Raw genomic sequence first — 25,505 nt, forward strand, 5'->3', positions numbered from 1 at the left:
GTTTATTTATTTTTTGATAAATGATAATTCTTTATTTTCATCCACATCTAAAACAGCTGTATTTTTTGCTCTTATTCTTCCTTCTATGATTAATCGACCGAGCTTAGTTTCTACATTTGTTTGTAAATATCTTTTTACCGGTCTTGCACCATATTCTACATCATAAGAATGATCTAGGATATATTCTTTGGCAGCTGGTGTAATTTCTAGGTCAATATTTAAATCTTTAAGTCTTTTTCTAATTTCATTTATTTGTAGGTCAATGATATTATAAACTTGGTCACTTGTTAGTGGGCTAAACATAACTATATCATCAATCCTGTTTAAGAATTCTGGCTTAAATGATGCCCTTAATGAATTTTCTACTAGACTTTTATTTTCATCATCAATTGTTCCATCATCTTTTAGACCATCGATTAGATATTGACTACCAATATTTGATGTCATGATTATGATTGTATTTTTAAAGTCTACTGTCCTACCCATGCTATCTGTGAGTCTACCATCATCTAAAACTTGTAATAATATATTAAATACATCTGGATGGGCTTTTTCGATTTCATCAAATAATATTACTGAATAAGGCATACGGCGGACTGCTTCTGTTAATTGGCCACCTTCTTCATAGCCAACGTAACCTGGTGATGCACCTATTAATCTAGATACAGAATATTTTTCCATGTATTCTGACATGTCTATTCTTATCATGTGATTTTCATCATCAAACATAGCTTCTGACAATGCTTTGGCAAGTTCTGTTTTACCAACTCCTGTTGGTCCTAGGAAAATAAATGAACCAATTGGTTTTGAAACATCCTTTAGGCCAGATCTTGCTCTGATAATAGCATCTGAAACTGCAGTAATAGCTTGGTCTTGGCCAATTACTCTTTCGTGCAATTTTTCAGGAAGAGTTAGTATTTTACTTCTTTCACTTTCTACAAGCTTATTTACAGGGATACCTGTCCAGTTGCTAACTACATCTGCTACATCCTCATCTGTGACTTGTTCTTTTATAGCATCTTCATTATCTTTTTGTGAAAGTTCACTTGCTTTTTCAAGTTTTTCTTCTAAAGCTGGCAATGCTCCATAACGAAGTTCAGAAAGTCTTTCGAAGTCGTAGTTTCTCTCCGCTTGCTCAATTTCATTATTTACTTTATCAATTTCTTCTTTGATATTTTTTACATCATCGATTGATGACTTTTGTTCTTTCCATTTTAAGAAGTCTTCATCATATTTTTCAGATAAGTCTGCTAACTCTTTTTCAAGTATAGTTAATTTTTCTTTAGATGATTCATCTTCTTCTTTTTTAAGAGCTGTTATTTCAATTTGCAATTGTAATAATTTTCTTTTTTGTTCATCAAGATATGTTGGCATAGTGTCTATTTCTGTACGAACTGTTGCACATGCTTCATCCATAAGATCTATAGCCTTATCAGGTAAAAACCTATCTGTAATATATCTATCAGATAATTCTGCAGCCGCAATTACTGCGCTATCTTGGATGCGGATACCATGAAAGATCTCGTATTTATCTTTGATACCTCTTAAAATACTTATAGTATCTTCAACTGTAGGTTCGTTTACCATTACCTTTTGAAAACGTCTTTCAAGCGCTCCATCTTTTTCGATATATTCTCTATATTCATTTAAAGTTGTTGCACCTATAACTTTTATTTCTCCACGTGCTAGCATTGGTTTCATAATATTTGACGCATCCATCGCACCTTCAGTCTTACCAGCTCCTACTAATGTATGAATTTCGTCTATAAACATTATTATTTGACCATTTGAATTTTGAACTTCTTCCAATACTGCTTTAAGTCTTTCTTCAAATTGACCACGGTATTTTGCACCTGCTACTAATGCACCCATATCTAGTGAGAAAATTGTTCTACCTTGCAATGGTTCTGGCACGTCGTTATTTACAATTCTTTGTGCTAGCCCTTCTACAATAGCAGTCTTACCAACACCAGGATTACCAATTAATACTGGGTTATTTTTTTTACGTCTTGATAAAATTCTAAGTGCATTTCTAATCTCACTATCACGACCAATAACAGGATCTATTTTTCCTTCTCTGGCTTCTTGGGTTAAATCTCTACCAAATTTTTCTAGTGGGTTGTTTGTTTCTTCTGGATTTTCTGTCGTCACTTTTTGACCTTTCCTGACCTTATCTATAGAATTTTTAAATTCTCTATAGTTTAGATCATATCTTTTATTTATATCACTAACTTGTGTTTTTTCATTTAAAAGTGCTAAAAAAATATGTTCCATAGATACAAAACTATCACCCATATTTTCTGCTTCATCTTCACTTTTTAGTAATATTCTTGAAAGAGTTTGTGTTGGGTAGATGTCAGATCCACCACTTGCTTGTGGCAATCTATCCATCATATTTCTTATTTCATTTCTATAAGCTTCAAAATCTACTTTCATAGTCTTAACGATTTGAGAAACTATGGAATCAGAGTTTTCTATTAAAGCATAATTTAAATGTATTTCATTTACTTCCGGATTACTATTTTTAATTGCATAGCTATTGGCATTATTTATAGCTTCTAGTGATTTTTGTGTAAATTTGTTATAGTCCATAATTTATCCCTCCATTTCATTTAATTTTTCATATAAGTCTATCATTTCATCATTAAATTCTGTTGGGTTATCAATGATAATTTCTAGGATTAAATCACCCTTATTATTTTTTCTATCTTTATATCCATAACCTTTAAGTCTTATCTTTTGACCAGAATTTACTTTTTCAGGTATGGTTACCATCAAGCTACCATCTGGAGTATTTACTTTTCTTTTTGTACCAAAATAAGCTTGCCATGGATATATTTTTTCTCTTTGGATAATATCTATTCCATCAAGCCTTCTATCTTCTTCATCTTTGATGATTATTTTAGCTAAAATATAAGCGTTTATACCATATTTTGAGCCATCTACTTTTATTTTATTATTATTTTTTATACCTGCTGGTATGTTAATTTCTACATTTTTAATTTCATTATCGTATTTAACTGCAACAGATTTATTAGCTCCTTTTTGAGCCTCATCTATGCTTAGTAAAATTCTTGTGTCAATAGTTGATTTCTTTTTTGCATTAGTCGTACTTGATGCCCTACGTGATCCAGCTCTTTGGTAAGTACTTCTACCAAAGCCACCAAATAGTCCATCAAAAAAATCAGAAAAACCACTATCTGAACCTGTAGTATAGGAGTAAGACCCACCACCGAAGTTTCCAAAATCAAATCCAAAATCGCTAGGATCAAAGTTTTGACCACCTGAGAAATTTGCACTATTACCAAACTTATCATATTTTTTACGTTTTTTTGGATCTGATAAAACCTCATAGGCTTCGTTTATTTCACTAAATTTTTCTGCTGCATCTTTATCATCTGGATGAAGGTCTGGGTGATACTTTTTGGCAAGTTTTCTATAAGCTTTTTTTATGTCAGTGTCACTTGCTTTTTTATCAACCCCTAATACTTCATAATAATCTCTATATTTCATATTGCCTCCATCGTTTTAATTATTAAATATTTTATTATTTATTTGACCATCTCTGACCTTAATTAAACTATACTATCACTATTTATATGTGCAAGTAGATTTATCATAAATTTAACTATATTAAATATAGACTTAGGATATATAAAAATAGAGCCTTAAAAAGGCTCCTATTAATGGTCGTATTTTACTAATGAAATAACATTGTAGTCCTTTAAAACTTCTCTGCCATTTAAATCTTCAAGCTCAATTAAGAACTCAAATGCAGTAACTTCTGCACCTAAAGTTTCGACAAGCTTCGCAGCTGCTTTTGCAGACCCACCAGTAGCTATAAGATCATCAATAATAATAACCTTATCACCTTTTCCAATAGCATCCTTATGCATTTCTAATTCGTTATTTCCATACTCAAGGTCATAAGATATTTTTTCAATCTCACCTGGTAATTTACCTGGTTTTCTTACAGGTACAAATCCTTTATCAAGTCTATCAGCTAAAGGTGCTCCAAATATAAATCCACGAGATTCAATTCCTAAAATATAATCAAATTCTAATCCTTCTAGGCCTTCTTCTAACAAATCTAAAGAATACTTAAAAGCTTCTTTATCTTTTAATAATGTTGTAATGTCCTTAAAAGATACTCCCTCAATTGGATATCCTTCAATAACTCTAATTGTTGATTTTAAATCCATTCTATCCTCCAAATAGATTATACCATAATTTTCTAGTTAATTATAAATACTATTGTAAAGTATCATTAGGAGTAATTATGTTAAATGAAAAATTAGATAAATATTTAAAAAATGACTACTATCCCTTTCATATGCCTGGGGCAAAAAGAACGGATATTTTAAGAAATGATTTACCATATCAAAGAGACCTTACAGAAATAGATGGTTTTGATAACCTAAATGATCCAAAAGATATATTATTGGAATTAGAAAATAGAATTGCAGATATATATAAGGTAAAAAAAGCTATTATTTCAACAAATGGTTCTACATGTGGGATTCTATCTGTTATTAGAGCTCTAACTTATGAAAATAAAGATATTTTAATAGAACGTACATCTCACAAAGCTGTTTATAACGCAATCGAGCTTAATAATTTAGAGTCTTCATACATAGATGTTATCCTAAGCGAAAATAATGCAGTAATAGATATTGGTTTTGATGATTTTAAAAATAAACTTGCTAGTAAAAAATTTGCTGCAGTTGTTGTAACTTCCCCATCATACGAGGGATATAATTTGGATTTGGAAAAAATATATAATGAGTGCCAAAAAGCAAATGTACCCTTAGTTGTAGACCTAGCCCACGGATCACATTTAATTTTAAATAAAAATTGGTCGGATAAATTTGATATTGCTATTACATCTTTTCATAAAAATTTATCAGGACTTACACCAGCAGCATGTGTATTAATAAATAATGAAAAATACATCCCTGAAATCAAAACAAATATGGCGATATTTCAAAGTTCATCCCCCTCATATATTATTATGCAATCAATAGATGAGATGGTTGAAAAATTTGATGAGTTTTACAGAATGTTTGAAATCTTAGAAAAAAATTTAGATGATATTTATAATTTGCAACTAAGAAATCTAGATATAATAGATGCTCCAAATAAAGATAGGTCTAAAATATTAATATCAACAGCCCATTCAAATATAAATGGAAATGACTTGCAAAAATTATTAAGAAATGAAAAAATAGAAATTGAAATGTCTTACCCTGCGTATGCTTTACTCATTTCAACAATATTTGATAAAAAATATGCTTTTGAAAGATTAAAAAAAGCCTTGATTAAGATTGATAATAAAATTGATTTTGGAAATAACATTCAAAATTTCTCATATAATATCCCAAAAATTGAATTTAATATTAGCGATGCGCTTTTAAAAAATAAAAGTAATGTTAGTATTTTAAAATCAATAGGCAAAATTTCAGGTCAATTTGTTTATGCCTATCCTCCAGGAATACCGCTAATAGTTCCTGGAGAAATAATAGATAGTCATTTGATTAAAAATATTCAGGATATGCAAAAAAATGGTATAGAATTAAATATTGATAAGGAAATATCAATAATTGATTGACTTTTTTTCTTAAAACTGTTATTATAAAATCGTATTATAAATACGTACATAAAGGAGAATACATATGCAAAGAATTGTAACACTTAATACAAGAAATCTCCATAAATCAAAAAAGAATGGTGGATGTGGTGAATGCCAAACATCTTGCCAATCAGCTTGCAAAACTAGCTGTGGAGTAGCTAACCAAGAGTGCGTTAGCAAAAAAGAAAAATAAGGGCCAGGCCCTTATTTTTTTTCTTTATTATTTCCTATCAATTTAGTATAATACTATTATTACATTTTAAGGAGAATATATGATACACCAATATAAGGCCAAGGGCTTTAATATAGTTTTAGATACATATAGTGGCGCTGTCCACGCTGTTGATGATGTTACTTATGAAATTATCTCATTGTATGAAGATCATTCTAAGGAAGAAATAAAAAATACCCTATCTACATACAATCTTTCAGATGACCAATTTGAAGAAGCCTACAATGAGGTTCAAGAATTAGAAAACGAAGGTATGTTATTTACTACAGACAACTTTTCTGATTTATCTATTGATGTTACAAAAAGACCTACAAATGTAAAAGCTATTTGCTTAAATGTAGCTCATACTTGTAACCTATCTTGTGAATATTGTTTTGCTAAGGGCGGTAAATATCACGGACCTGATGCAATAATGACAAAGGAAACTGCAAAAGAAGCAATTGACTTTTTAATTGCGAATTCTGGCAAACATTACAACCTTGATGTAGACTTTTTTGGTGGAGAGCCACTAATGAATTGGGATGTTGTAACTGAAACAGTTGCCTATGCAAGAAGTCTCGAAGAAAAACACAACAAACACTTTAACTTCACTCTTACAACAAACGGTATGCTTTTAGATGATGATAAAATTGATTATCTAAATGAAAATATGAAAAATGTTGTTCTTTCTTTAGATGGTAGAAAAGAAACTCATGATGAATTTAGAAAAACTATTGGTGGCAAAGGTTCTTTTGAAACAGTTGTTCCAAAATTCCAAAACTTTGTCAAAAAGCGCGGTGACAAAGAATACTATATGCGTGGAACTTATACAGCAAATAACCTAGATTTTACTAATGATGTAAAGACTTATTTAGATCTTGGGTTTAAAAGGACATCTCTTGAGCCAGTTGTGGGTAACTCTGAATCTGACTACGCACTTAAAGATGAAGATCTCCCAATTTTATACGATCAATACGGAAAACTAGCTGACATGATGATGGAAGCTATTGATAACAATGATGAATTTATATTTTACCATTACATGATTGACTTAGAAAATGGACCTTGTGCCCATAAAAGATTATCAGGATGTGGATCGGGAACAGAATATATGGCTGTAACCCCTACTGGTACACTTTATCCATGCCACCAATTTGTTGGAAATGATGACTTTGTAATAGGAAATCTTGATGAAGGTATAGTAAGAAATGATCTAGTAGAACAATTTAAAACTTGTAACTGCTACTCAAAAGAAGAATGTAAAACTTGTTGGGCAAATATGTATTGCTCTGGTGGTTGCGCTGCAAATAACTACAATGCCAATGGTGACATAAATAAAACACATGAATATTCGTGCAATCTATTTAGAAAAAGAATCGAAATGGCGATAGCTATTAAAATATACGAATATATGAAAAAGTCTCAGTCAAGTGAAGTTCTAGCATAAATTTTTTATATATATAAGTATAAATACCTAATAATATATGTGAATAAAAGATATATTATTGGGTATTTTTATAATATAAGAAACAATGGAGGATAATATTATGACTGATGAAAAAAGAACTTTTGAATCTGGAAATAATGACAATCTTAATACTGAAAATGTAAAAAAAGAATTTGATAAAGCAGGCGAAAATCTTAAAGAAGATTTTGACCACACAGCGAAAAATATAAAAGATGATTACGATACTACAAAAACACATTTAGAAAATGACTTTAACAAAGCTGAGGCTGAAGTTAAAGATGATTTTAACAAGGCAAAAACTAAAGTAGAACACGATTTTGATGAATTTAATAAAAATAATAAATTCAACGAAAATAACAAGTTCAATGCTGTTAATGATACAGAAACTGTAGATACATCTGATTATAAAAGAGTAAATACAGAAGGCACTACAACACGTGAAGATTCCAATAGAAACACAACAACTCACACTGATAGACATAGAGGGGTAAAAAATACAAATAATCGTGTAGAAGATAAACCTTTCTATTCAAATTGGTGGTTCTGGGTATTGTTACTATTAATTCTATGGGCAATCTGGTACTTCTTCTTTAGAACACCAGCTACAATCTAATTAATCCTACGTTCAGAGGTGATAGCTAAAACTATCACCTCTTTTACATTGTTTTTTTCTAAGACTTTTATAATTTCCATCGCAGTATTACCCGTAGTTATTAAATCATCTATCAATAGAACACTTTTTTCTGTTAAGTCTTGCTCAATTGAAAAAGCATCTATTAAGTTAAGCGCCCTATCTTCTTTTCCAAGATTATGTTGGGCCTGGGTATTTTTTATCTTTCTAAAATCCATAAGATACTCACAGGCTACATCATCAATAAAATGATCGGTAATCATTTTAATATGATCAAATCCCCTATTATTTAAAGTAGATTTTGAACTTGGAGAAGGCAAAATATAATCACAGTCAAAAAGATTATTAATTCTAGCATAATCGTAAACAATACTTGAAAATACCTTAGCTAAAGATGTATTTCGATTAAATTTATAATCAGCAACTAATTTTTTCATAACTTCATTATAAAAATAAACTGCATGGCAATTATAATTCTCTATACTAAACTTATTGGCTACATAATCCAATTTTTTAAGGCAATCCTTACATAAAAAATGAGCTACACTTTCATTTCTTTTGCAATTGTAGCATATATTTTTATCCAAAAATAGAAAATCAATCATTATCTACATTCTCCATTTCATTTATCCAATAACTTAAATTAGTATATCTTTTATTAGATGTATTATTATCTACCATCTTTTTTATAATTCTCTTTTCGCCTACCAAAACAACTAATTTTTTTGCACGAGTTACTCCAGTATATAGTAGATTACGTATTAATAGCATAGGTGCAACTTGCATCATTGGTATAATTACACAATCAAATTCAGATCCTTGTGACTTATGAATAGTTATGGCATACGATAAATCTAAATCTTTTATATCTTCTTTTTTATAATGTACAAGTGAACCATCATAAAATTCAACTTCTAAACTCTCTTCTTGCTTATCTATTTTGTTTATAAAACCAATATCACCATTATAAACGCCATCAGCATTAGTTAGGGAATTTTCTATAACTAGGTCATAATTATTTCGAATTTGCATAACCTTATCATTCAATTTAAAAATCCTATCATTAAACTTAATTTCATTTTTAGACGGATTTAATACTGACTGAATATTCTCATTAATACTTGCAGAACCCCAAGGAGTTTTTTTACTAGGACATAATATTTGAATATCTTTTATCTTATCAAAACCATAAAATTTTGGTAATCTTTGATTTACTAAGTTCGAAAGAATATTTGTAAAATTATTCCTATCCGCTTCTATAAAAAAGAAATCTTTACCTGACTCATTTACAATTGGGTATTCCCCGTTATTAATCTTGTGAGCATTTACAATAATGTTTGATTCTAGACCTTGTCTAAATATTTTTTTAAGACGAATTGTTTTTATACCTGTATTTATGATATCAGATAAAATATTGCCCGGTCCTACTGATGGCAACTGATTACTATCCCCAACCAAAATTAGAGCAGTAGTAGGAGCTATTGCACTTAATAGTGACTTCATAAGATAAATATCGACCATACTCACTTCATCTACAATTATATAGTCTTTATCAATTGGATTTTCTTCATTGTACTCAGCTATATTTTCATCAGGTTTTATTCCTAGCAGTCTATGTATAGTATATGCTTCATCTCCTGTTGATTCTTGTATTCTTTTAGCAGCCCTTCCAGTTGGGGCTAGCATTGCATATGTCAAATTATTTTTTGTTAGAATTTTTTTAATAGCGTTAATAATTGTTGTTTTACCAGTTCCAGGTCCCCCTGTTATTACCATCAACATATTTTTGAAAGCTTCATTTATCGCTATTTGTTGTTCATCTGAAAAAACACTTAAATCTTCATTAATTTCTACATCAAAAGTATATTCACTCTCTTTTTTCTGCTTTAATGCTACAGCTATATATTTCTCAGCCTTATATAAAGTATTTTTGTAAACAAATTCTTCATTATTTATTAAAACAATATATAATTTACCCGCTAAAGAGTCGTTTTTTATTTGTTCAACCACATACTCTTCGTCTATCATTAAAAGTTTGGAGACTTTTTTGACAACATAATCCATTTTTAATGATGTGTGACCATTAAATTCTGACTCATAATTTAGGGTGTGGATTATACCAGCTGATATTCTAAAAGCAGAATTTGATACAATTTGCATATTTCTTGCCATATTATCTGCCATAGCAAATCCTATCCCACTTATGTCATCGACAAGCTTATAAGGATTTGTTTTTATAATTTCAATAGCATCTTCACCATAAAATTTATATATCTTCATGGCAAGATTATAAGAAATATTAAGACTTTGTAAATACAGCATGGTATTTCTGGAATCTCTTGTTTCTTCTGCTGTAAGTTTGATATCATCTATTTTTTTCTTACCTATCCCAGTAATCACCACTAATTTGTCAGGTTCATTGTATACGATATCAATAGCATCTTCACCAAACTCATTATAAATCTGAATTGCTGTTTTTTTACCAATTCCTTTAATATTAGCATTTGCTAAGTAGCTAACTATAGCATCTTTGCCTGATGGCTTTAGAAGTTTTATTGAAGAAACGTTAATTTGTTCACCATATTTATCATGATAAACAAATTCACCATCAACTTCAACATTATCCCCTTCATCAAAAAAAGGCATAGTCCCAACACAAGTTATATCAGAATCAGATGTTTCAACTACAATAATATTGTAGCCATTATCTTCATTTCTATAAATTATGTTAGTAACTATACCTTCTATTTTCATTTTATTATATTTCTACTCTCTTAATATCTGCCCCCAGATTAGTAAATTTTTCTACTAAATCACTATATCCACGGTCGATATGATAAATATCTGATACTCTAGTTTCACCTTCTGCTGTTAAAGCCGCAATTACTAGTGCAGCTCCCGCTCTTAAATCTGTTGCTCGTACATCAGCACCATGTAGTTTATCAACACCAGCAATTGTTGCTCTATTACCACTAGTTGCTATAGCTGCTCCCATTTTGTTTAGTTGTTCAACATGCATGAATCGATTTTCAAATACTGTTTCTTGGATTTTGCTCTCTCCATCACAAGTAGTCATCAAAGCCATAAATTGAGCTTGAACATCAGTTGGGAATCCAGGATATGGAAGTGTTTGAATATTTGTAGGTTTAAGTCTCTTATCAACTTTTACCTTTATAATATCTTCATCATCTATTTCTTCTACATCTGCACCCATTTCAATTAATTTTGCTATAACTGGTCTTATGTGAGATCCGATAACATTATTTATGGTTACATTACCTTTTGTCATAGCGGCTGCAATCATATAGCTTGCTGCTTCTATTCTATCCGGAATAATTGTGTGACGTGTACCAGTAAGTTTCTCTACACCTTCAATTGTAATTGTAGATGTACCGGCTCCTTTTATTTTAGCACCCATTTTTGATAAGAATGAAGCTAGATCTACAATTTCTGGTTCTTTTGCAGCATTCTCAATAATAGTTTCACCTTCTGCAAGAGTTGCCGCCATCATAATATTTTGTGTTGCGCCTACTGAAGGGAAATCTAAATAAACTTCATTTCCTAGCAGTTTACCATCAGTTCTAATTGAAATTTCATCATCATTTACTATATTTGTTGCTCCTAGTGCTTCAAATCCTTTTAAGTGTAAATCTATAGGTCTAGCACCTATGTTACACCCACCTGGTGCTTTTGTATGTGCTTCTTTAAATCTTGATAAAAGGGGTCCCATAACAACAAATGAAGCACGCATTTTATCCATAAGTTCAAATGGAGTTTCGCAAGAGTTTAATTCTGAAGAATCTATTTTTACAGTTCCTTCTCCAAGATACTCAACTTTTGATCCAAGGTGCTTTAAAACCTCTATCATAATCTCAACATCTTTTAGTCCTGGTACACCATCTAAGATTATTTCCTCAGTTCCTAGTACACAAGCTGCAAGGATTGGCAATGCCGAATTTTTCGCTCCTGATATAGTCACTTCACCTTCTAGAGGGCCGCCACCACTAATTACTAAAACTTCTTTTTTATTCATTTATAATTCCTTTATTTTGTACCAAAAAGTCTATCGCCTGCATCACCTAGGCCTGGTACAATATAGCTATTTTCATTTAATCCATCATCTAATTGTGCAATAAATATATCTACATCTGGATGTTCTTCTTGTAATTTCTTAACACCTTCTGGAGCTGCTATTATGCTTAGTAATTTTATATCCTTGCATCCTTTTTCTTTTAGTCTACCAATGGCATCACAAGCTGATCCACCTGTTGCAAGCATAGGGTCAACTACCATGATGTCTCTTTTTTCAACATCATTTGGTAATTTTGAGTAATACTCAACAGGTTGTAAAGTTTCTTCATCACGATACATACCAATATGACCAATTTTCGCAGCTGGGAGTACTTCTAGAACTCCATCTACCATTCCAAGACCTGCCCTTAAAATAGGAACTATGCCTAGTTTTTTACCAGAAATTCTATAACCTGTAGTTGTTGCAACCGGAGTTTCCAAATCAAATTCTTCCAAGGCTAAGTCTTTTGTAGCTTCATAAGCTAATATAATAGAAATTTCTTTTATAATAGATCTAAATTCTGTAGAGCCTGTATTTGCGTCCCTCAAAATTGAGATTTTATGTTTAATTACTGGATGGTCTAAAACTTTCACATTTTCTTGCATAATTCCTCCTATATATAAAATATATTGTTAGATGCGGATTTTTTCATTCTATTCATTATACTCTTACCCAAGTTGTTGTCATTCACACCTTCGGCTAAGATTATGTCTACACCATTATTGTCCATTTCTCTTAAGGCGGTAAATAATACATGACTCATATATGATAAATTATCACGATTCCCAAATGACATCGATTTGAAATCATCAAATAAAGAAATTGAGTCATTAAAAGTAAGTACGCCAACTTTGAGGCCTTGATTTTTAAATTTGTTAGCCTCCTCTAGCATCTTATTAGCAGCATTACTACCAATATACACTTTCATCTTTGCATTTGGTGAATAATGTCTATACTTTTGCCCAGGAGATCTTGGTGTCTTTTCATCACTAATTAATGAGTCATCAAGAGTTATTGTTGGTATAATTTTTTGTAAATCTTCAAATGTATAAAATCCTGGCCTTAAGATGACAGGATTATCTTCACTACAATCAACAACTGTAGATTCTATACCAATTTTACAAGATCCTCCATCTAGAATCATGGATATCTTTCCATTTAAATCTTGAAAAACATCCTTAGCTCTAGTAGGGGATGGTTTTCCCGATGTATTTGCACTTGGTGCAGCAATTGGTGTATTTGATATTTCGATGAATCTTGATGCAATCTTATCACTTGGCATTCTAATTGCAACTGTATCTAATCCTGCGGTTACAATGTCTGGGATTTTATTTGATTTTTTCAAAATTAAAGTTAAAGGCCCAGGCCAACATGATTCCATTAATTTTTTTGCATCTTCATTAATATCATCTACTAAATTATATAGCATAGTTTTATTAGAAATATGTAATATTAATGGATTATCAGATGGTCTTCCCTTTGCCTTAAAGATTTTCTGACAGGCATTAGAGTTTAAACCATCTGCACCTAGTCCATAAACTGTTTCTGTAGGGAAAGCTACTAGCTCTCCATCATTTATTATTTCAGATGCTTCTTTTAATATTTTATCATCTATATCTTCTTTATCTATACTAAAAGTCTTCGTAATCATTTTTTGCCTGTATTTCTATTTTTTTAATCTCATCTATTACTCTATCTGTCATTATTAATGAATATGTGGGGTCCATATGGATAGTTAAATCTAAACCTATTTCATCTTTGATTTTTCTTTGGATATCTGTAACAATCTTATGAGCTACAAATAAAGAAAGATTTTCTGCTATTTCTATATCAACAGAACCATCTAGATGACCTTTTCCATATTCGTGTATGTGTAAGCTATGATATCCAATTATAAAATCATTTTCAAGGATGATATCCCCAACACGTTTTTCAATATCTGGATCGACTCTTTGTCCTATTAAGTAAGCAGCGGATTGGCCAAATAAATCAAAGCCTGGTTTAAAAACAAATGCCGCTAATATTAATCCCATAATAGCATCAATTTTTATATTAAATGAGTTTTCAATAATAGCTGCTATTATAATTCCAGCTGTGGCTAAAATATCATTTCTTGCATCAGCCATAACTCCAAAATTTAAATCTGAATCTAATTTTCTATATAACTTTCTATTAAGGATATAAATGTAGACCTTGGCTAATATACTCATCACTAATACTATGATAGCTATGGGTGTAAATACAGTCTGGTCGTCATCAGCATAGTGATGTAGGGCGTTTATAAATAATCTAAATCCAACATACATAATCACAATGCTAACTAGTAAAGAAATTAAACTTTCTCCCCTACCATGTCCAAATGGATGCTCCTTATCCGCTGGTTTTTGACTTACTTTTGAACCAACTAGAGCCATTATTGATACTACACTATCAGATAGATTATTAAAGCCATCATTTATAATTGCAGCTGAGTTTGTAGAAAATCCTACAATTAACTTAAAAATAACTAAAATTATGTTAATAACAATCCCGATTATAGATGATAAAGATATTAATTTTAATCTTATATAAGGTTTATTATAATTTTTATAATCATCTATAAACTTACTGGCAAAGAAGTTAAACAAATTATTCTCCTATTTGTTCTAGTTTTCTTGTCTGGTCTTCTGCAATTAATGAGTTGATCATTTCATCAATATTTCCATTTAAGAAATCATCTAGTTGGTAAATTGTTTTGTTGATTCTGTGATCAGTTATCCTACCTTGTGGAAAATTATAAGTTCTAATTCTCTCACTTCTATCACCAGTACCTACTTGAGATTTTCTATTATCTGCAATTTCTTTATTCCTTTTAGCTTCTTCTAATTCGTAAAGACGAGCACGAAGTACCCTCATTGCTTTTTCTTTGTTTTTAATCTGACTTTTCTCATCTTGACAAGTTACAACTAGACCTGTTGGTTCATGGGTAAGTCTAACTGCAGAGTCTGTTGTATTTACTGACTGACCACCATTACCACTTGATCTATAAACATCGACTCTAACATCGTTAGGATCTATTTGAATATCTACATCATCAACTTCAGGTAAAACCGCAACTGTTGCTGTAGATGTATGGATTCTGCCGCCTGATTCTGTTTCTGGAACACGCTGTACTCTGTGTACACCAGATTCATATTTTAATTTAGAATACGCACCTTCGCCTTTAACTACAAAAGTAGCTTCCTTGATACCACCAACACCTTGACTAGCAACTTCAATTTCTTCAGTTTTAAATCCAGCTTTATCAGCATACATATTGTACATTCTGTATAAATCGCCAGCAAAAAGACCAGCTTCATCCCCACCAGCACCTGGACGGATTTCGACAATAACGTCTTTTGTGTCGTTAGGGTCTTTAGGGATTAGCAAAATTCTCATTTCTTCATTAAAGCTTTCAAGATTTTTCTTATTTTCACTGATTTCTTCTTTTAGCATATCAAGCATTTCGCTATCATTTGTCTCATTCATCAATTCTTGATTTTCTTCAATAGTTGATTGTGCATTTAAAATCTCTTCGTATTTTTCTACTATTGGCTTTAATGAATTGTATTCTCTTGATATTTTTGTAAATTTATCTATATCGGATAATACTTCTGGATCTGCAAGTTTTAACTCCAAATCTTTATAATTCTCTCTTATATGATCTAAATTTTCAAACATATTTATCCTTTCTTGGCAATGATTATTCTATCAAAACCATTAAAATCTTTTATATTTTCTATATTTTTAAAATCAGATTTGATCAATAAGTCATTTATAGCAACCTTTTGGTCATATCCAATTTCAAAAACTATATGTCCACCCTCGTTTAAATACTTTGGTGCTTCTTTTATTATTTCTTTATAAAAATCTAAACCATCTTCACCACCAACAAGTGCTGATTTTGGTTCAAAAAATAATTGTTTATCCAAACATTTGTAGTCTGCTTCGCTAATATATGGCGGATTGGATACTATCAAATCAAATTTAGTATTAATATTAGAAAATAAATCACTTTTCAAAAATTTTACATTTTTTAAATTTAATTTCTCTTTATTTTCATTTGCCAAAGATAAGGCGTTATTTTCAATATCAACACCTATGATATCAGAATTTTCTAAATTTTTAGCTAATGAAAGACTAATGGCTCCACTGCCTGTACCAATATCTAGAATAGTTTCTTTTTTAATATCAGATTTTAAGATATAATCAACTAATATTTCTGTTTCAAATCTAGGTATTAAGGCTCTATTATCTACTATTAAGTCTAAACCATAAAATTCCCATAGACCAAGGGCGTATTGGAGCGGTTCACCATCATTTATTTTATTTTCAATCTCCACTATTTTGTTCGAAACTTCATTATTTAATTCCAAATCAGGATTTAAGTAAATAAATGACTTTGATTTATCTATAAGATAGCTTAAAGCAATTATAAGTTCATCGTTTTTTTTATCTAAAATTTCTCTTATTTTCATTATTTACACAAAAATAAGGTTAGTTGCCTAACCTTATTATTTTCTACCGTATCTTTTGTTAAATTTCTCAACGTTACCACCACGTTCAGCATTTCTTTGTTTTCCTGAGTAGAATGGATGACAGTTGTTGCATACTTCTACTTTGATTTCTTCTTCAGTAGATCCTACTGTAAATTCATTTCCACAAGAAATACATGTTACTTTTGCTTCATGGTATTCTGGTTGGATTTCTTTATTCATTTTAACACCTCTATTTCTTGATTCAATAAGCATATAAAATTATACCACGAAATATACTTTAAATCAACTTATAATGAATTATTAATAAGATCAATTAGTTTTTCATTTGTAGAGGTTCGTTTCATAAAATCTATTAGCTCAACTATGGATTCTGTAGTATCCATTTCTGATTTTCTAATCTTATATATTGCTTCTAATTCATCCTTGCTTAGTAATAAGTCTTCGCGTCTTGTTGATGATTTTTCAATATTTATCGCCGGAAAAATTCTCCTATCAGATAATCTTCTGTCTAGGTGTATTTCCATATTACCCGTTCCTTTAAATTCCTCAAAAATCATATCATCCATACGACTTCCAGTATCTACTAGCGCTGTAGCCAGTATAGTAAGTGACCCGCCATCTTCCACATTACGAGCTGCACCAAAAAATTGTTTAGGACCGACTAGAGCCATTGGATCTAGACCACCAGATAAAGTCCTACCTGATTGTGGAGTTGTAATATTGTAGGCACGTGCTAGTCTAGTTATCGAATCAAGAAGTATTACAACATCTTTTTTATCTTCGACAAACCTTTTCGCTCTTTCTAAAATCATTTCTGCCATTTCAATATGGTTTTGTGGAGGCATGTCAAAAGTTGATGAGGCGACTTCTGTTCGCATATAATCATTTGTTGGATCGCGATATTCGTTTACAAATCTTATGAGGTCAGTAACTTCTTCCGGTCTCTCATCAATAAGTAAGACAAATATCTTTACATCATCATAGTTTTTTTCTATTGCTCTTTCTATGTTTTTTATTAGTGTAGTTTTACCAGCCTTTGGTTGAGATACTATTAACCCTCTTTGACCACGACCTACAGGGGATATCATATCAATAATACGGCCTGATATATTTTCTTTTGTAGTTTCAAGTCTGATTCTCTCATTTGGATATATAGGTGTAAGATCTTCAAATGATTGTCTATTAAAGGCTTCACCTGGTTTTATACCATTTACATCAGAAACGAAAATTAAGGGTGCAAATTTATCCTTATCATGTTTTTCACGAGCAATACCTTTTATGTAGTCACCAGTTTTTAGTCTAAACATTTTGATTTGCTTTGGAGGAACGTATATGTCATCATCCCCTTGTTCATGTAAATCAGAACGTAAAAAACCAAATCCATCTGGAAGAATCTCAAGTACTCCTTCGCAATCAAATTTCGCACCTAGGTCGTTATCTTGTTTTTCTTTCTCTTCTTCTTCTTTTTCTTTATAAGCTTGTTCAATAAGTTTAATTAATTCATCTTTTTTGTATTTAGTAACTGACGGGATTTCTAATTCCTTAGCAATTTCTCTTAATTCAGTTACTAATTTCACTTCTAAATTATCCATATTTTTCCTAGTAAAAAATTAAAGGACCAATTGGTTAAACCAAAATGGCCCTATAAATTAGTTCTTTTATTTATTAGCTGAACCTTCACAACCAAACATATCTATTTTTTCAAAAACAATATCTTTAATAGCTTGAGTACCTGGAGCTAAAAGTTTTCTTGGATCAAATCCCTTACCTTCTTTGTCTTTGCCAGCTTCAATGTATTCACGAGTAGCTTTAGCAAATGCAATTTGACATTCTGTATTAACATTTATTTTTGAAACACCTAGTTCAACTGCTTTTTTAATTTGATCTTCAGGTATTCCTGTACCACCGTGTAATACAATAGGCATATTTACAGCATCTGATACTTCTCTTAATCTATCAAAGTTAAGACCTTGCCAATCTGCTGGATAAACTCCGTGGATATTACCAATCCCTGCAGCAATAAAGTCGATATCACAACCTGCTAGCTGTTTACATTCATTAACATCCGCTAGTTCTCCTGCACTTGTTACTCCATCTTCTTCTCCACCGATACCACCAACTTCTGCCTCAACAGATATACCTTTAGCGTGAGCTAATTCAACTATTTCACGTGTTTTTTCAAGGTTTTCTTCTAGTGGCAAGCTTGAACCATCAAACATAACTGAAGTATATCCTGCTTCTATTGCTTTTTTAGCTCCTTCATAAGTTCCGTGGTCTAAGTGAAGTGCAACTGGAACTGTAATTCCTAGATCATCATGCATTGTTTTAACTAGTGCAGCCACAGTATTAAATCCGCCCATATATTTTACAGCACCTTCAGATGATGCAATAATTACAGCTGTTTTCTTCTCTTCACATGCTTGAAGAATAGCTTTTGTCCATTCAAGGTTATTTGTATTAAAGTGAGCTATTGCATATCCACTTTCATAAGCTTTGTCTAACATTTCTTTTGCATTTACTAACATATTCTAATCTCCTTTTAAGCTTCGTAGCTATCTGGTTTATGTCTAGTCATTACTAAATCGGCTTTAACATTTTCTATAACTTTGTCGATAGCTTCATTAACATCTACTGATTCATTTATACCCTCACGACGAGTAGAGTATTCAACTTTTTTATCAGCAGCACCCTTACCTACTGTTATTCTATATGGAATTCCAATAAGATCTCTATCGTTAAACTTAACTCCCGCTCTTTCTTCTCTATCATCAAATAGAACATCTATACCATTTTCTTGTAGTTTTGCATAAATTTCTTCAGATAAATTCATTTGTTCTTCATTTTTTACATTGATAGTAGTAATAATTACTTCAAAAGGAGACACTGTTGTTGGCCAAATAATACCATTTTCATCATGGTTTTGTTCGATAATAGCAGCAATAGAACGGCTAACACCGATTCCATATGAACCCATAACGATAGGCTGTTGTTTTCCATCTCTATCTAGGAAATAAGCACCTACTGACTCAGAATATTTTGTACCTAATTGGAATATATTTCCAACTTCTATACCTTGTGCAGCTTTAAGTTTACCAGAACCATCAATTGCCATATCGCCTTCTTTGGCTGTTAATAAGTCCTCAGCTACTTCACCATCAAAATCACGACCAAACGTAGCATTCATATAGTGGTGATTTTCTTTGTTTGCACCAATTACAGTGTTTGTCATTTGAGTGATTGATTTATCTATAATGACTCTTGGGTTGTTTAACAAACCTTTTGGTCCAGTATATCCTGGTTCAGCTCCAGTATATTTTAGGATCATTTCATCATCCATCATTTCGATTTCATGTTCTGGAACTTGTAAATATGCAATTAGTTTTGCCATATTAAGCTCTCTATCCCCAGGTACAAATACAAAAACTGGCTCGCCATTCACTTTTAAATCAACAGTTTTCACTAGTTTTTCTTCTGGAACATTTAAGAACTCACTTACATCTTTAATTGTAGTTTTATCAGTTGTTTCTACTAGTTCTAGGTCTTTTAATTCTTCTTGTTTATATTCTTTGATGTAAGAAGCTTTTTCAATTGTAGCTGCATAATCTGATTCGTCAGTATAGAAAATAATTCCTTCACCATTTTCTGCTAAAGCTATAAATTCGTGTGATACTCTACCTCCCATGGCCCCAGTATCACCTTGTACGATTTTATAGTCAATGCGCATATTATCAAATGCTTGTACATATGCATCCCACATTTTTTGATAAGAAATTTGTAATTGATCATAGTCTTCATCAAATGAATAAGCATCTTTCATAAGAAAGCTTCTTGCTCTGATGATTCCGTTTCTTGGTCTTCTTTCATCTCTAAACTTTTCTACTATTTGATAAAGATTTAGTGGAAGCTGCTTATATGATACTAATTCGTTTTTAACTAAATCAGCAAAATATTCTTCTGCAGTTGGTCCAAAGCAATATTCGCGACCAAGTCTATCAGACATTTTTAACATTTCTGGTCCAAATGTTTGCCATCTACCAGATGCTTCCCATAATTCTTTTGGTTGAACCATAGATGTTTCCACTTGGATAGAGTCATAGTCTTCCATTGCATCACATACAATTTTAAAAATCTTATTTTTTACTTTCATCCCAAGTGGTAAATAAGAATAAATTCCAGCTTCTTGTTTTCTTACAAAACCACCTCTTACTAGCAATTTATGACTTGCTACCTCAGCATCAGCTGGATCATCTCTTAAGGTTGGCATATAATAATTTGTTAATTTCATCTACATCTCCTATTATAAAATTTCGTTGCTAAATCTACTTTAAATTATCTCATTAATTCGGGGGCTTTAGCAACATAATTGTTATAATAAATTATTATACTATTTTCGGCTAATTTTAATTCAATGAAAAATCTCACTTTATGATTACTCATTTAATCTCCTTTAGTTTATCATCGATAGTGATATCCTTGACTTTTCTTTGTCAATATCGATAACTTTAACATTAATTATATCCGAATTTTTTAAAATTTCATTAGGATCAGTTATAAATTTGTCACTCATTTTTGATATGTGAACTAGTCCGTCTATACCTACCCCAATGTCGACAAAGGCACCAAAGTCAGTAATATTTCTAACTTTCCCCTTGATTTCATCCCCTATTTTTATATCATCAATTGTCATAATTTCTGATTTGGTTAAAACTTCAGGATTATCATCACGTGGATCTCTTCCTGGTTTTTTAAGTTCTGTTATTATATCTTTTAAAGTTGGAATTCCAACGTTTAATGCTGTACTAAGAGTATCTAAGTCTAATTGATCCAAATCATAATCTGAAAGTTTTTTAGCAATTTTATAACTTTCTGGGTGGACACCAGTGTTATCTAAAATTTCTGGTGAATCAGGAAATCTTAAAAAGCCTGCAGCAAGTTTATAGGTCTTATCTCCTAATCCCTTAACGTTTTTTAAATCTTTTCTATAAATTAAGTTGCCCTCTTTAAAGCTATCCTCAATTCGTTTTGCTAGCGTTAAGTTTAGGCCAGAAACATAAGATAAAAGCTTGTAGGATGCATTATTAATAGTAACACCTACTTCATTTACTGCATCTTCCACAACTTTGGAAAGTTCTTCATCTAATTTTTTCTCATTTAAATCGTGTTGGTATTGTCCAACACCTATATGTTTTGGTTCAATTTTAACAAGTTCTGCCATTGGATCTTGTAATCTTCTAGCCATGGATATAGCACCACGAATTGTAACATCAAGATCTGGAAACTCTTCTTCACCTAAAGTTGATGCCGAATAAACTGATGCTCCGGCCTCATTAACCACAGCATATGCTAAGTCTTTATCAATTTGTTCAATCAATTTATTTACAAATATTTCGGTTTCTCTACTAGCGGTAGCATTTCCCAATGCAATAAGGCTTACATTATATTTTTTAATTAAATCAATAAGTACCCTAATAGATTCAGCTTCTTTTTTGTGGGGTTCAACTGGATAAATAACTGCTTTGTCTAAATATTTTCCATTTTGATCTACTACTGCTACCTTACAACCTGTCCTAAAACCTGGGTCTAGTCCCATCACATTTTTTCCCTTGATTGGTCTTTGTAGGAAATATGGTTTTAAGTTTTTAGAGAAAACTTTAATAGACTCATCCTCTGCTGAATCGGTTAGGAAATTGCGTAATTCGGTAGTGATTGAAGGTAGTATGAGCCTTTTATATGCATCATCTATGCTTAGATTTAATAATTCTTTTTGATATTCATTACTGATTTCGTAAAGATCAGCAATAAGTTTTTTATTATACTCATCAGTAAAATCTATCTTTACACTTAAGGCCCCATCTCTTTCAGCTCTATTTATAGCTAAAATTTGATATGATTTTATATCCTTAACTTTTTTATTAAAGTCATAATAAGTTTCATAAATTTTATTAGGATCTTCTTTAAGTGTAGACGATAGTTTAGCTCGCATCATTCCATCTCGACGTACTATATTTCTAGCATCAATATTATTTGAGATATCTTCAGCAAATATATCAAGAGCTTTTTCAATTGCTAGCTCCGGACTTTCAATATCTTCACTTAAAAAGTCTTTAGCATAATTAATAGCTTCTTGCCTACTATTAGCTTCATTTAATAAAAACTTATATAAAGGTTCTAGACCTAATTCTTTTGCTTTGTCCGCTCTTGTCTTTCTTTTTTTCTTAAACGGTGCATATATATCTTCCAGAATTGTTAAAGAATTTGTACTTAAAATTCCCTCTTTTAATTCATCTGTTAGTTTTTCTTGACTTTCTAAAGAATTAATTATTTCTTCTTGTCTTTTTTCTATATTTCTTAATTTGTTTAAATTTTTTTCAATATTTCTGATGTCGACATCGTTTAGGTTACCGGTTTTTTCTTTTCTGTATCTAGCTATAAAAGCTACGGTTGACCCCTCATCTAATAGATCGATGACATTGTTGATATTTTTTTCATTTATATTTAATTGTTCTGATAAAATTTCTGTAATATTCATAAATTCCTTATAAAAATAAAAGTTTCATTAAGTAAATAATTAATAAATGGACTGGATAGAATAAGTAGAATGTCCATTTATTTTGTTTTCCTCTTTGTCCATTGTATAGCATTATCAAAGGAATGGCTAAATATACAAACCCATATGTTACGGGTATAGCGTATCCGCCCATTTCAAATTCAAAATGAAAAGCCAATAGTAATGCTAGAGCTGTCAAAATTTTACTATCTTTAGCTAAATACAAAATAACTATGGCCATTATCCCATTGTGTTTGTAATCTGTTCTAAAAGTTAAAGCTAGATTTCTAGCAATGAATGCAATAATTAGTATAGCTAGTATTTTTAATATTGGATTAAGATTCTTTTTCCATAAATAATCAATGCCATATATAGCCAATGCACCCATTAGCAATGTAAAAAATACATTCTGACTATCTTTATATATTGGAGCTCCAAATATAGCAAGGTCAAACGGGATTTCGGAAAGAAGTGCAAACACAAGCATTCTTAAAATATATTTTTTAAAATCTTTTGTATAAATTACAGCCTGAACTGTAAAAAAACAAAATATTGGCATAGATATTCTGCCTAATAAAACAAAAATATCTGCTAATGCAAAATATTTTTCTCCTAAACTATACAAGAAACCCGTTTGAGCTAAATGAGATAGTAACATAAAAAACATAGCAATATATTTCAAATGAGCTCCTGTTAAGTACGGTCTATCCCTATACCAAACTCTTGTATATATTTCTTTATCTTTGTATTTCAAATAGTTCATATTAATTTCCCTTTATAAAATTAATTTTGTATTTAGGGAAATTCATACTAATTACTTTCCCACCTACATTTGCATAATCTTTCTCATCTATATCATATATATTTGAAGGATCAAAAAATATAACTTTGCTAGTAGGATCCTCATTAGGACTTACAATCAGCTCAAACTTATAAGCACTTTTATCTTTAGAATACTTTAAGAGTAGATCTATAAATCTTCCATAATCATATTCATTGATATTTTCAAATTCCAAGTCAATTTTATACTCATTATTTTCTTGAATTTTTAAAATAGGTCTATTGCTAGTAAATGAATTTTTTTCACCAGAGATTAGATTTTGAATGGATATTGTGGTTCTATTAGATTGATTTTTATCTTCTGTACTAATTAGCCTTATAAGACCAGTATTTGATACTGTGCTTTTCATCTGATTTTCATTTTTTATAGACGATTCTTTTTCATTTGACATTTCATCAACATTTGACATGCTAATTTTTTTATTTATTATATCTTTGTCAATTTTTATAGTCTGGCTAGGTTCAAAATATTCTTTTTCTAGAGTTTTTCTCACTCTTCTTCCTTGATTTTTAGAATTTCTATAATTTTCATATTTATCTTCAGAATTCAAATATTCTTTTATCTCTCTAAAATCCATCTTATCTCCAAGCACGATACTCTCTTTGGTGCTTAAAAATTTGTATGTTGAATAAATAGTTTTGATTAACATATAAATAAAAGATATGGAGGTCAAGATTCTAATAATATCATCTCCGAGAAAATATTCTGCATGGATGATATTTAAAAATAGCATAAGCAAAAAAGGTAAAAGTCCTGTATATTTAAAAAAATGGCCAACTTTAGAGTCACTTTTACCGGGATTATTTATACCTAAATTTCCCATTCTAATTAAAATTTTAAAGATTTTATAAAAAAATATTATAAATCCAACAATATATAATATCGTTATAAAATTATAAACTTGAGGGAAATTGTAATATATATCAAACGGAAGTGATTTAATGGCGTAATCTAGGCCAAAAGCTATTGCTAAAACAAGTAGACCTGTTTTCCTAAATGTTCGCGATATAATAAATATAATTATATTTAATAGTACAAAAAATAAAGGTATTAATGTAACCCTGTTGCTTATAAGAATACTTTGTAATTGTCTTAATATAAATGAAAAATCCATAATAAACTCCTTTTTAATTATATCAAAAATGAGTAAATTGCCAAAACTTTTAAATAATGATAATTGTTTAATTGATAAATTTGAGTATAATCACTTTGTAATTTGCTTCAATAGCTCAATTGGTAGAGCCACGGTATCGTAAGCCGTTTGTTGCAGGTTCAAGTCCTGTTTGAAGCTCCAAAATAAAAAAGATGCTAGTTAATCTAGCATCTTTTTTATAATAATATGTCTAAGTTTTTATGTATTTTTTATTCTGGATCAATTGCGTCTACTGGACAAACTGAAGCACATGTTCCACAATCAATGCAAGTATCAGCATCAATTACGTATGCATCATCTCCAGCTGAGATAGCTTCTACTGGGCATTCGCCTGCGCATGTTCCACAGCTAATACATGTATTTTCGTCTATAACGTAAGCCATAATTACCTCCTATTTATTTTATATTAAAATTGTACAACTAAATACCCTATTTG

At 30.7% G+C, this 25,505-nt stretch carries 23 protein-coding genes and 1 tRNA gene; 5 read left to right on the top strand and 19 right to left on the bottom strand.

Annotated features, from left to right (window positions below):
* Positions 1-6 precede the first annotated feature (6 nt).
* The 3 genes from clpB to ACKRLN_RS03870 form a co-directional block, all read right to left on the bottom strand.
* On the bottom strand, positions 7-2,592 hold the full coding sequence (clpB, locus tag ACKRLN_RS03860) for an ATP-dependent chaperone ClpB (protein WP_416335313.1): 2,586 nt from the start codon (positions 2,590-2,592) through the stop codon (positions 7-9).
* Between the two features lie 3 nt (positions 2,593-2,595).
* Positions 2,596-3,513 (bottom strand): DnaJ domain-containing protein, encoded by a 918-nt coding sequence (locus ACKRLN_RS03865; protein ID WP_203126646.1) that lies wholly within the window; start codon positions 3,511-3,513, stop codon positions 2,596-2,598.
* Between the two features lie 170 nt (positions 3,514-3,683).
* Positions 3,684-4,202 (bottom strand): adenine phosphoribosyltransferase, encoded by a 519-nt coding sequence (locus ACKRLN_RS03870; protein WP_203126648.1) that lies wholly within the window; start codon positions 4,200-4,202, stop codon positions 3,684-3,686.
* 77 nt (positions 4,203-4,279) lie between these two features.
* On the opposite strand from ACKRLN_RS03870, the gene ACKRLN_RS03875 reads away from it, so the two are divergent.
* The 4 genes from ACKRLN_RS03875 (at position 4,280) to ACKRLN_RS03890 (ending at position 7,921) form a co-directional block, all read left to right on the top strand.
* A complete protein-coding gene (locus ACKRLN_RS03875) occupies positions 4,280-5,608 on the top strand; it encodes an aminotransferase class V-fold PLP-dependent enzyme (protein ID WP_416335314.1) in 1,329 nt (442 codons plus the stop codon).
* A gap of 64 nt (positions 5,609-5,672) precedes the next feature.
* Positions 5,673-5,822, top strand: a complete 150-nt coding sequence (gene scfA / locus ACKRLN_RS03880) for a six-cysteine ranthipeptide SCIFF (protein WP_203126650.1) — start codon at positions 5,673-5,675, stop codon at positions 5,820-5,822.
* 79 nt (positions 5,823-5,901) lie between these two features.
* Positions 5,902-7,287 carry a thioether cross-link-forming SCIFF peptide maturase gene (gene scfB / locus ACKRLN_RS03885; RefSeq protein ID WP_416335315.1) on the top strand — a complete coding sequence of 462 codons (1,386 nt, stop codon included), beginning with the start codon at positions 5,902-5,904 and terminating at the stop codon, positions 7,285-7,287.
* Positions 7,288-7,372: 85 nt separating this feature from the next.
* Positions 7,373-7,921, top strand: coding sequence for a hypothetical protein (locus ACKRLN_RS03890; RefSeq protein ID WP_416335316.1), 549 nt, complete (start codon positions 7,373-7,375; stop codon positions 7,919-7,921).
* On the opposite strand, the gene ACKRLN_RS03895 is transcribed toward ACKRLN_RS03890, so the two are convergent.
* The 15 genes from ACKRLN_RS03895 to ACKRLN_RS03965 form a co-directional block, all read right to left on the bottom strand.
* Positions 7,918-8,544, bottom strand: a complete 627-nt coding sequence (locus ACKRLN_RS03895) for a ComF family protein (protein WP_416335317.1) — start codon at positions 8,542-8,544, stop codon at positions 7,918-7,920. The genes ACKRLN_RS03890 and ACKRLN_RS03895 overlap by 4 nt on opposite strands.
* Positions 8,537-10,693 (bottom strand): ATP-dependent RecD-like DNA helicase, encoded by a 2,157-nt coding sequence (locus tag ACKRLN_RS03900; RefSeq protein WP_416335318.1) that lies wholly within the window; start codon positions 10,691-10,693, stop codon positions 8,537-8,539. The genes ACKRLN_RS03895 and ACKRLN_RS03900 overlap by 8 nt, the downstream gene beginning before the upstream one ends.
* Positions 10,694-10,697: 4 nt before the next feature.
* Positions 10,698-11,972: a UDP-N-acetylglucosamine 1-carboxyvinyltransferase gene (gene murA / locus ACKRLN_RS03905; protein WP_416335319.1), complete on the bottom strand. Its 1,275-nt coding sequence runs from the start codon at positions 11,970-11,972 to the stop codon at positions 10,698-10,700.
* A gap of 11 nt (positions 11,973-11,983) precedes the next feature.
* The gene (gene upp, locus ACKRLN_RS03910) at positions 11,984-12,616 is read right to left on the bottom strand and encodes a uracil phosphoribosyltransferase (RefSeq protein WP_296141209.1); all 633 of its coding nucleotides are present in this window, start codon (positions 12,614-12,616) and stop codon (positions 11,984-11,986) included.
* Positions 12,617-12,624: 8 nt separating this feature from the next.
* Complete coding sequence (locus ACKRLN_RS03915) at positions 12,625-13,662, bottom strand: L-threonylcarbamoyladenylate synthase (protein WP_296141206.1); 1,038 nt, start codon at positions 13,660-13,662, stop codon at positions 12,625-12,627.
* Positions 13,643-14,638 (bottom strand): cation diffusion facilitator family transporter, encoded by a 996-nt coding sequence (locus ACKRLN_RS03920; RefSeq protein ID WP_296141203.1) that lies wholly within the window; start codon positions 14,636-14,638, stop codon positions 13,643-13,645. The genes ACKRLN_RS03915 and ACKRLN_RS03920 overlap by 20 nt, the downstream gene beginning before the upstream one ends.
* Position 14,639: 1 nt before the next feature.
* Positions 14,640-15,710: a peptide chain release factor 1 gene (gene prfA, locus ACKRLN_RS03925; RefSeq protein WP_296141200.1), complete on the bottom strand. Its 1,071-nt coding sequence runs from the start codon at positions 15,708-15,710 to the stop codon at positions 14,640-14,642.
* A gap of 2 nt (positions 15,711-15,712) precedes the next feature.
* Entirely contained in the window at positions 15,713-16,507 is a 795-nt protein-coding gene (gene prmC, locus ACKRLN_RS03930; protein WP_296141198.1) for a peptide chain release factor N(5)-glutamine methyltransferase, read from the bottom strand.
* Positions 16,508-16,543: 36 nt separating this feature from the next.
* Positions 16,544-16,747: a 50S ribosomal protein L31 gene (gene rpmE, locus ACKRLN_RS03935; protein WP_203126681.1), complete on the bottom strand. Its 204-nt coding sequence runs from the start codon at positions 16,745-16,747 to the stop codon at positions 16,544-16,546.
* A gap of 68 nt (positions 16,748-16,815) precedes the next feature.
* Positions 16,816-18,120, bottom strand: coding sequence for a transcription termination factor Rho (rho, locus tag ACKRLN_RS03940; protein WP_296141195.1), 1,305 nt, complete (start codon positions 18,118-18,120; stop codon positions 16,816-16,818).
* A gap of 66 nt (positions 18,121-18,186) precedes the next feature.
* Positions 18,187-19,053 (bottom strand): class II fructose-1,6-bisphosphate aldolase, encoded by an 867-nt coding sequence (fba, locus tag ACKRLN_RS03945; protein ID WP_296141193.1) that lies wholly within the window; start codon positions 19,051-19,053, stop codon positions 18,187-18,189.
* 14 nt (positions 19,054-19,067) lie between these two features.
* Entirely contained in the window at positions 19,068-20,813 is a 1,746-nt protein-coding gene (locus tag ACKRLN_RS03950; RefSeq protein ID WP_416335320.1) for a proline--tRNA ligase, read from the bottom strand.
* Between the two features lie 162 nt (positions 20,814-20,975).
* A complete protein-coding gene (locus tag ACKRLN_RS03955; RefSeq protein WP_416335321.1) occupies positions 20,976-23,057 on the bottom strand; it encodes a Tex-like N-terminal domain-containing protein in 2,082 nt (693 codons plus the stop codon).
* A 7-nt stretch (positions 23,058-23,064) separates the two neighbouring features.
* Positions 23,065-23,757 carry a TraX family protein gene (locus tag ACKRLN_RS03960; protein WP_416335322.1) on the bottom strand — a complete coding sequence of 231 codons (693 nt, stop codon included), beginning with the start codon at positions 23,755-23,757 and terminating at the stop codon, positions 23,065-23,067.
* An 82-nt stretch (positions 23,758-23,839) separates the two neighbouring features.
* The gene (locus ACKRLN_RS03965; RefSeq protein ID WP_416335323.1) at positions 23,840-24,493 is read right to left on the bottom strand and encodes a hypothetical protein; all 654 of its coding nucleotides are present in this window, start codon (positions 24,491-24,493) and stop codon (positions 23,840-23,842) included.
* A 641-nt stretch (positions 24,494-25,134) separates the two neighbouring features.
* On the opposite strand from ACKRLN_RS03965, the gene ACKRLN_RS03970 reads away from it, so the two are divergent.
* Positions 25,135-25,210: transfer RNA gene (locus ACKRLN_RS03970), tRNA-Thr, on the top strand.
* Between the two features lie 68 nt (positions 25,211-25,278).
* Here ACKRLN_RS03970 and ACKRLN_RS03975 read toward each other — a convergent pair.
* The gene (locus ACKRLN_RS03975) at positions 25,279-25,452 is read right to left on the bottom strand and encodes an indolepyruvate ferredoxin oxidoreductase subunit alpha (RefSeq protein ID WP_203126695.1); all 174 of its coding nucleotides are present in this window, start codon (positions 25,450-25,452) and stop codon (positions 25,279-25,281) included.
* Positions 25,453-25,505 lie beyond the last annotated feature (53 nt).

This window comes from Anaerococcus sp. AH8042_DFU013_CI05, from assembly GCF_047936775.1.
Classification (GTDB): domain Bacteria; phylum Bacillota; class Clostridia; order Tissierellales; family Peptoniphilaceae; genus Anaerococcus.

Coding starts and splice junctions, on each gene's coding strand:
- clpB (WP_416335313.1), bottom strand. CDS start 2,592: ATGGACTATAACAAATTTACACAAAAATCACTAGAAGCTATAAATAAT.
- ACKRLN_RS03865 (WP_203126646.1), bottom strand. CDS start 3,513: ATGAAATATAGAGATTATTATGAAGTATTAGGGGTTGATAAAAAAGCA.
- ACKRLN_RS03870 (WP_203126648.1), bottom strand. CDS start 4,202: ATGGATTTAAAATCAACAATTAGAGTTATTGAAGGATATCCAATTGAG.
- ACKRLN_RS03875 (WP_416335314.1), top strand. CDS start 4,280: ATGTTAAATGAAAAATTAGATAAATATTTAAAAAATGACTACTATCCC.
- scfA (WP_203126650.1), top strand. CDS start 5,673: ATGCAAAGAATTGTAACACTTAATACAAGAAATCTCCATAAATCAAAA.
- scfB (WP_416335315.1), top strand. CDS start 5,902: ATGATACACCAATATAAGGCCAAGGGCTTTAATATAGTTTTAGATACA.
- ACKRLN_RS03890 (WP_416335316.1), top strand. CDS start 7,373: ATGGAGGATAATATTATGACTGATGAAAAAAGAACTTTTGAATCTGGA.
- ACKRLN_RS03895 (WP_416335317.1), bottom strand. CDS start 8,544: ATGATTGATTTTCTATTTTTGGATAAAAATATATGCTACAATTGCAAA.
- ACKRLN_RS03900 (WP_416335318.1), bottom strand. CDS start 10,693: ATGAAAATAGAAGGTATAGTTACTAACATAATTTATAGAAATGAAGAT.
- murA (WP_416335319.1), bottom strand. CDS start 11,972: ATGAATAAAAAAGAAGTTTTAGTAATTAGTGGTGGCGGCCCTCTAGAA.
- upp (WP_296141209.1), bottom strand. CDS start 12,616: ATGCAAGAAAATGTGAAAGTTTTAGACCATCCAGTAATTAAACATAAA.
- ACKRLN_RS03915 (WP_296141206.1), bottom strand. CDS start 13,662: ATGATTACGAAGACTTTTAGTATAGATAAAGAAGATATAGATGATAAA.
- prfA (WP_296141200.1), bottom strand. CDS start 15,710: ATGTTTGAAAATTTAGATCATATAAGAGAGAATTATAAAGATTTGGAG.
- prmC (WP_296141198.1), bottom strand. CDS start 16,507: ATGAAAATAAGAGAAATTTTAGATAAAAAAAACGATGAACTTATAATT.
- rpmE (WP_203126681.1), bottom strand. CDS start 16,747: ATGAATAAAGAAATCCAACCAGAATACCATGAAGCAAAAGTAACATGT.
- rho (WP_296141195.1), bottom strand. CDS start 18,120: ATGGATAATTTAGAAGTGAAATTAGTAACTGAATTAAGAGAAATTGCT.
- fba (WP_296141193.1), bottom strand. CDS start 19,053: ATGTTAGTAAATGCAAAAGAAATGTTAGACAAAGCTTATGAAAGTGGA.
- ACKRLN_RS03950 (WP_416335320.1), bottom strand. CDS start 20,813: ATGAAATTAACAAATTATTATATGCCAACCTTAAGAGATGATCCAGCT.
- ACKRLN_RS03955 (WP_416335321.1), bottom strand. CDS start 23,057: ATGAATATTACAGAAATTTTATCAGAACAATTAAATATAAATGAAAAA.
- ACKRLN_RS03965 (WP_416335323.1), bottom strand. CDS start 24,493: ATGGATTTTAGAGAGATAAAAGAATATTTGAATTCTGAAGATAAATAT.
- ACKRLN_RS03975 (WP_203126695.1), bottom strand. CDS start 25,452: ATGGCTTACGTTATAGACGAAAATACATGTATTAGCTGTGGAACATGC.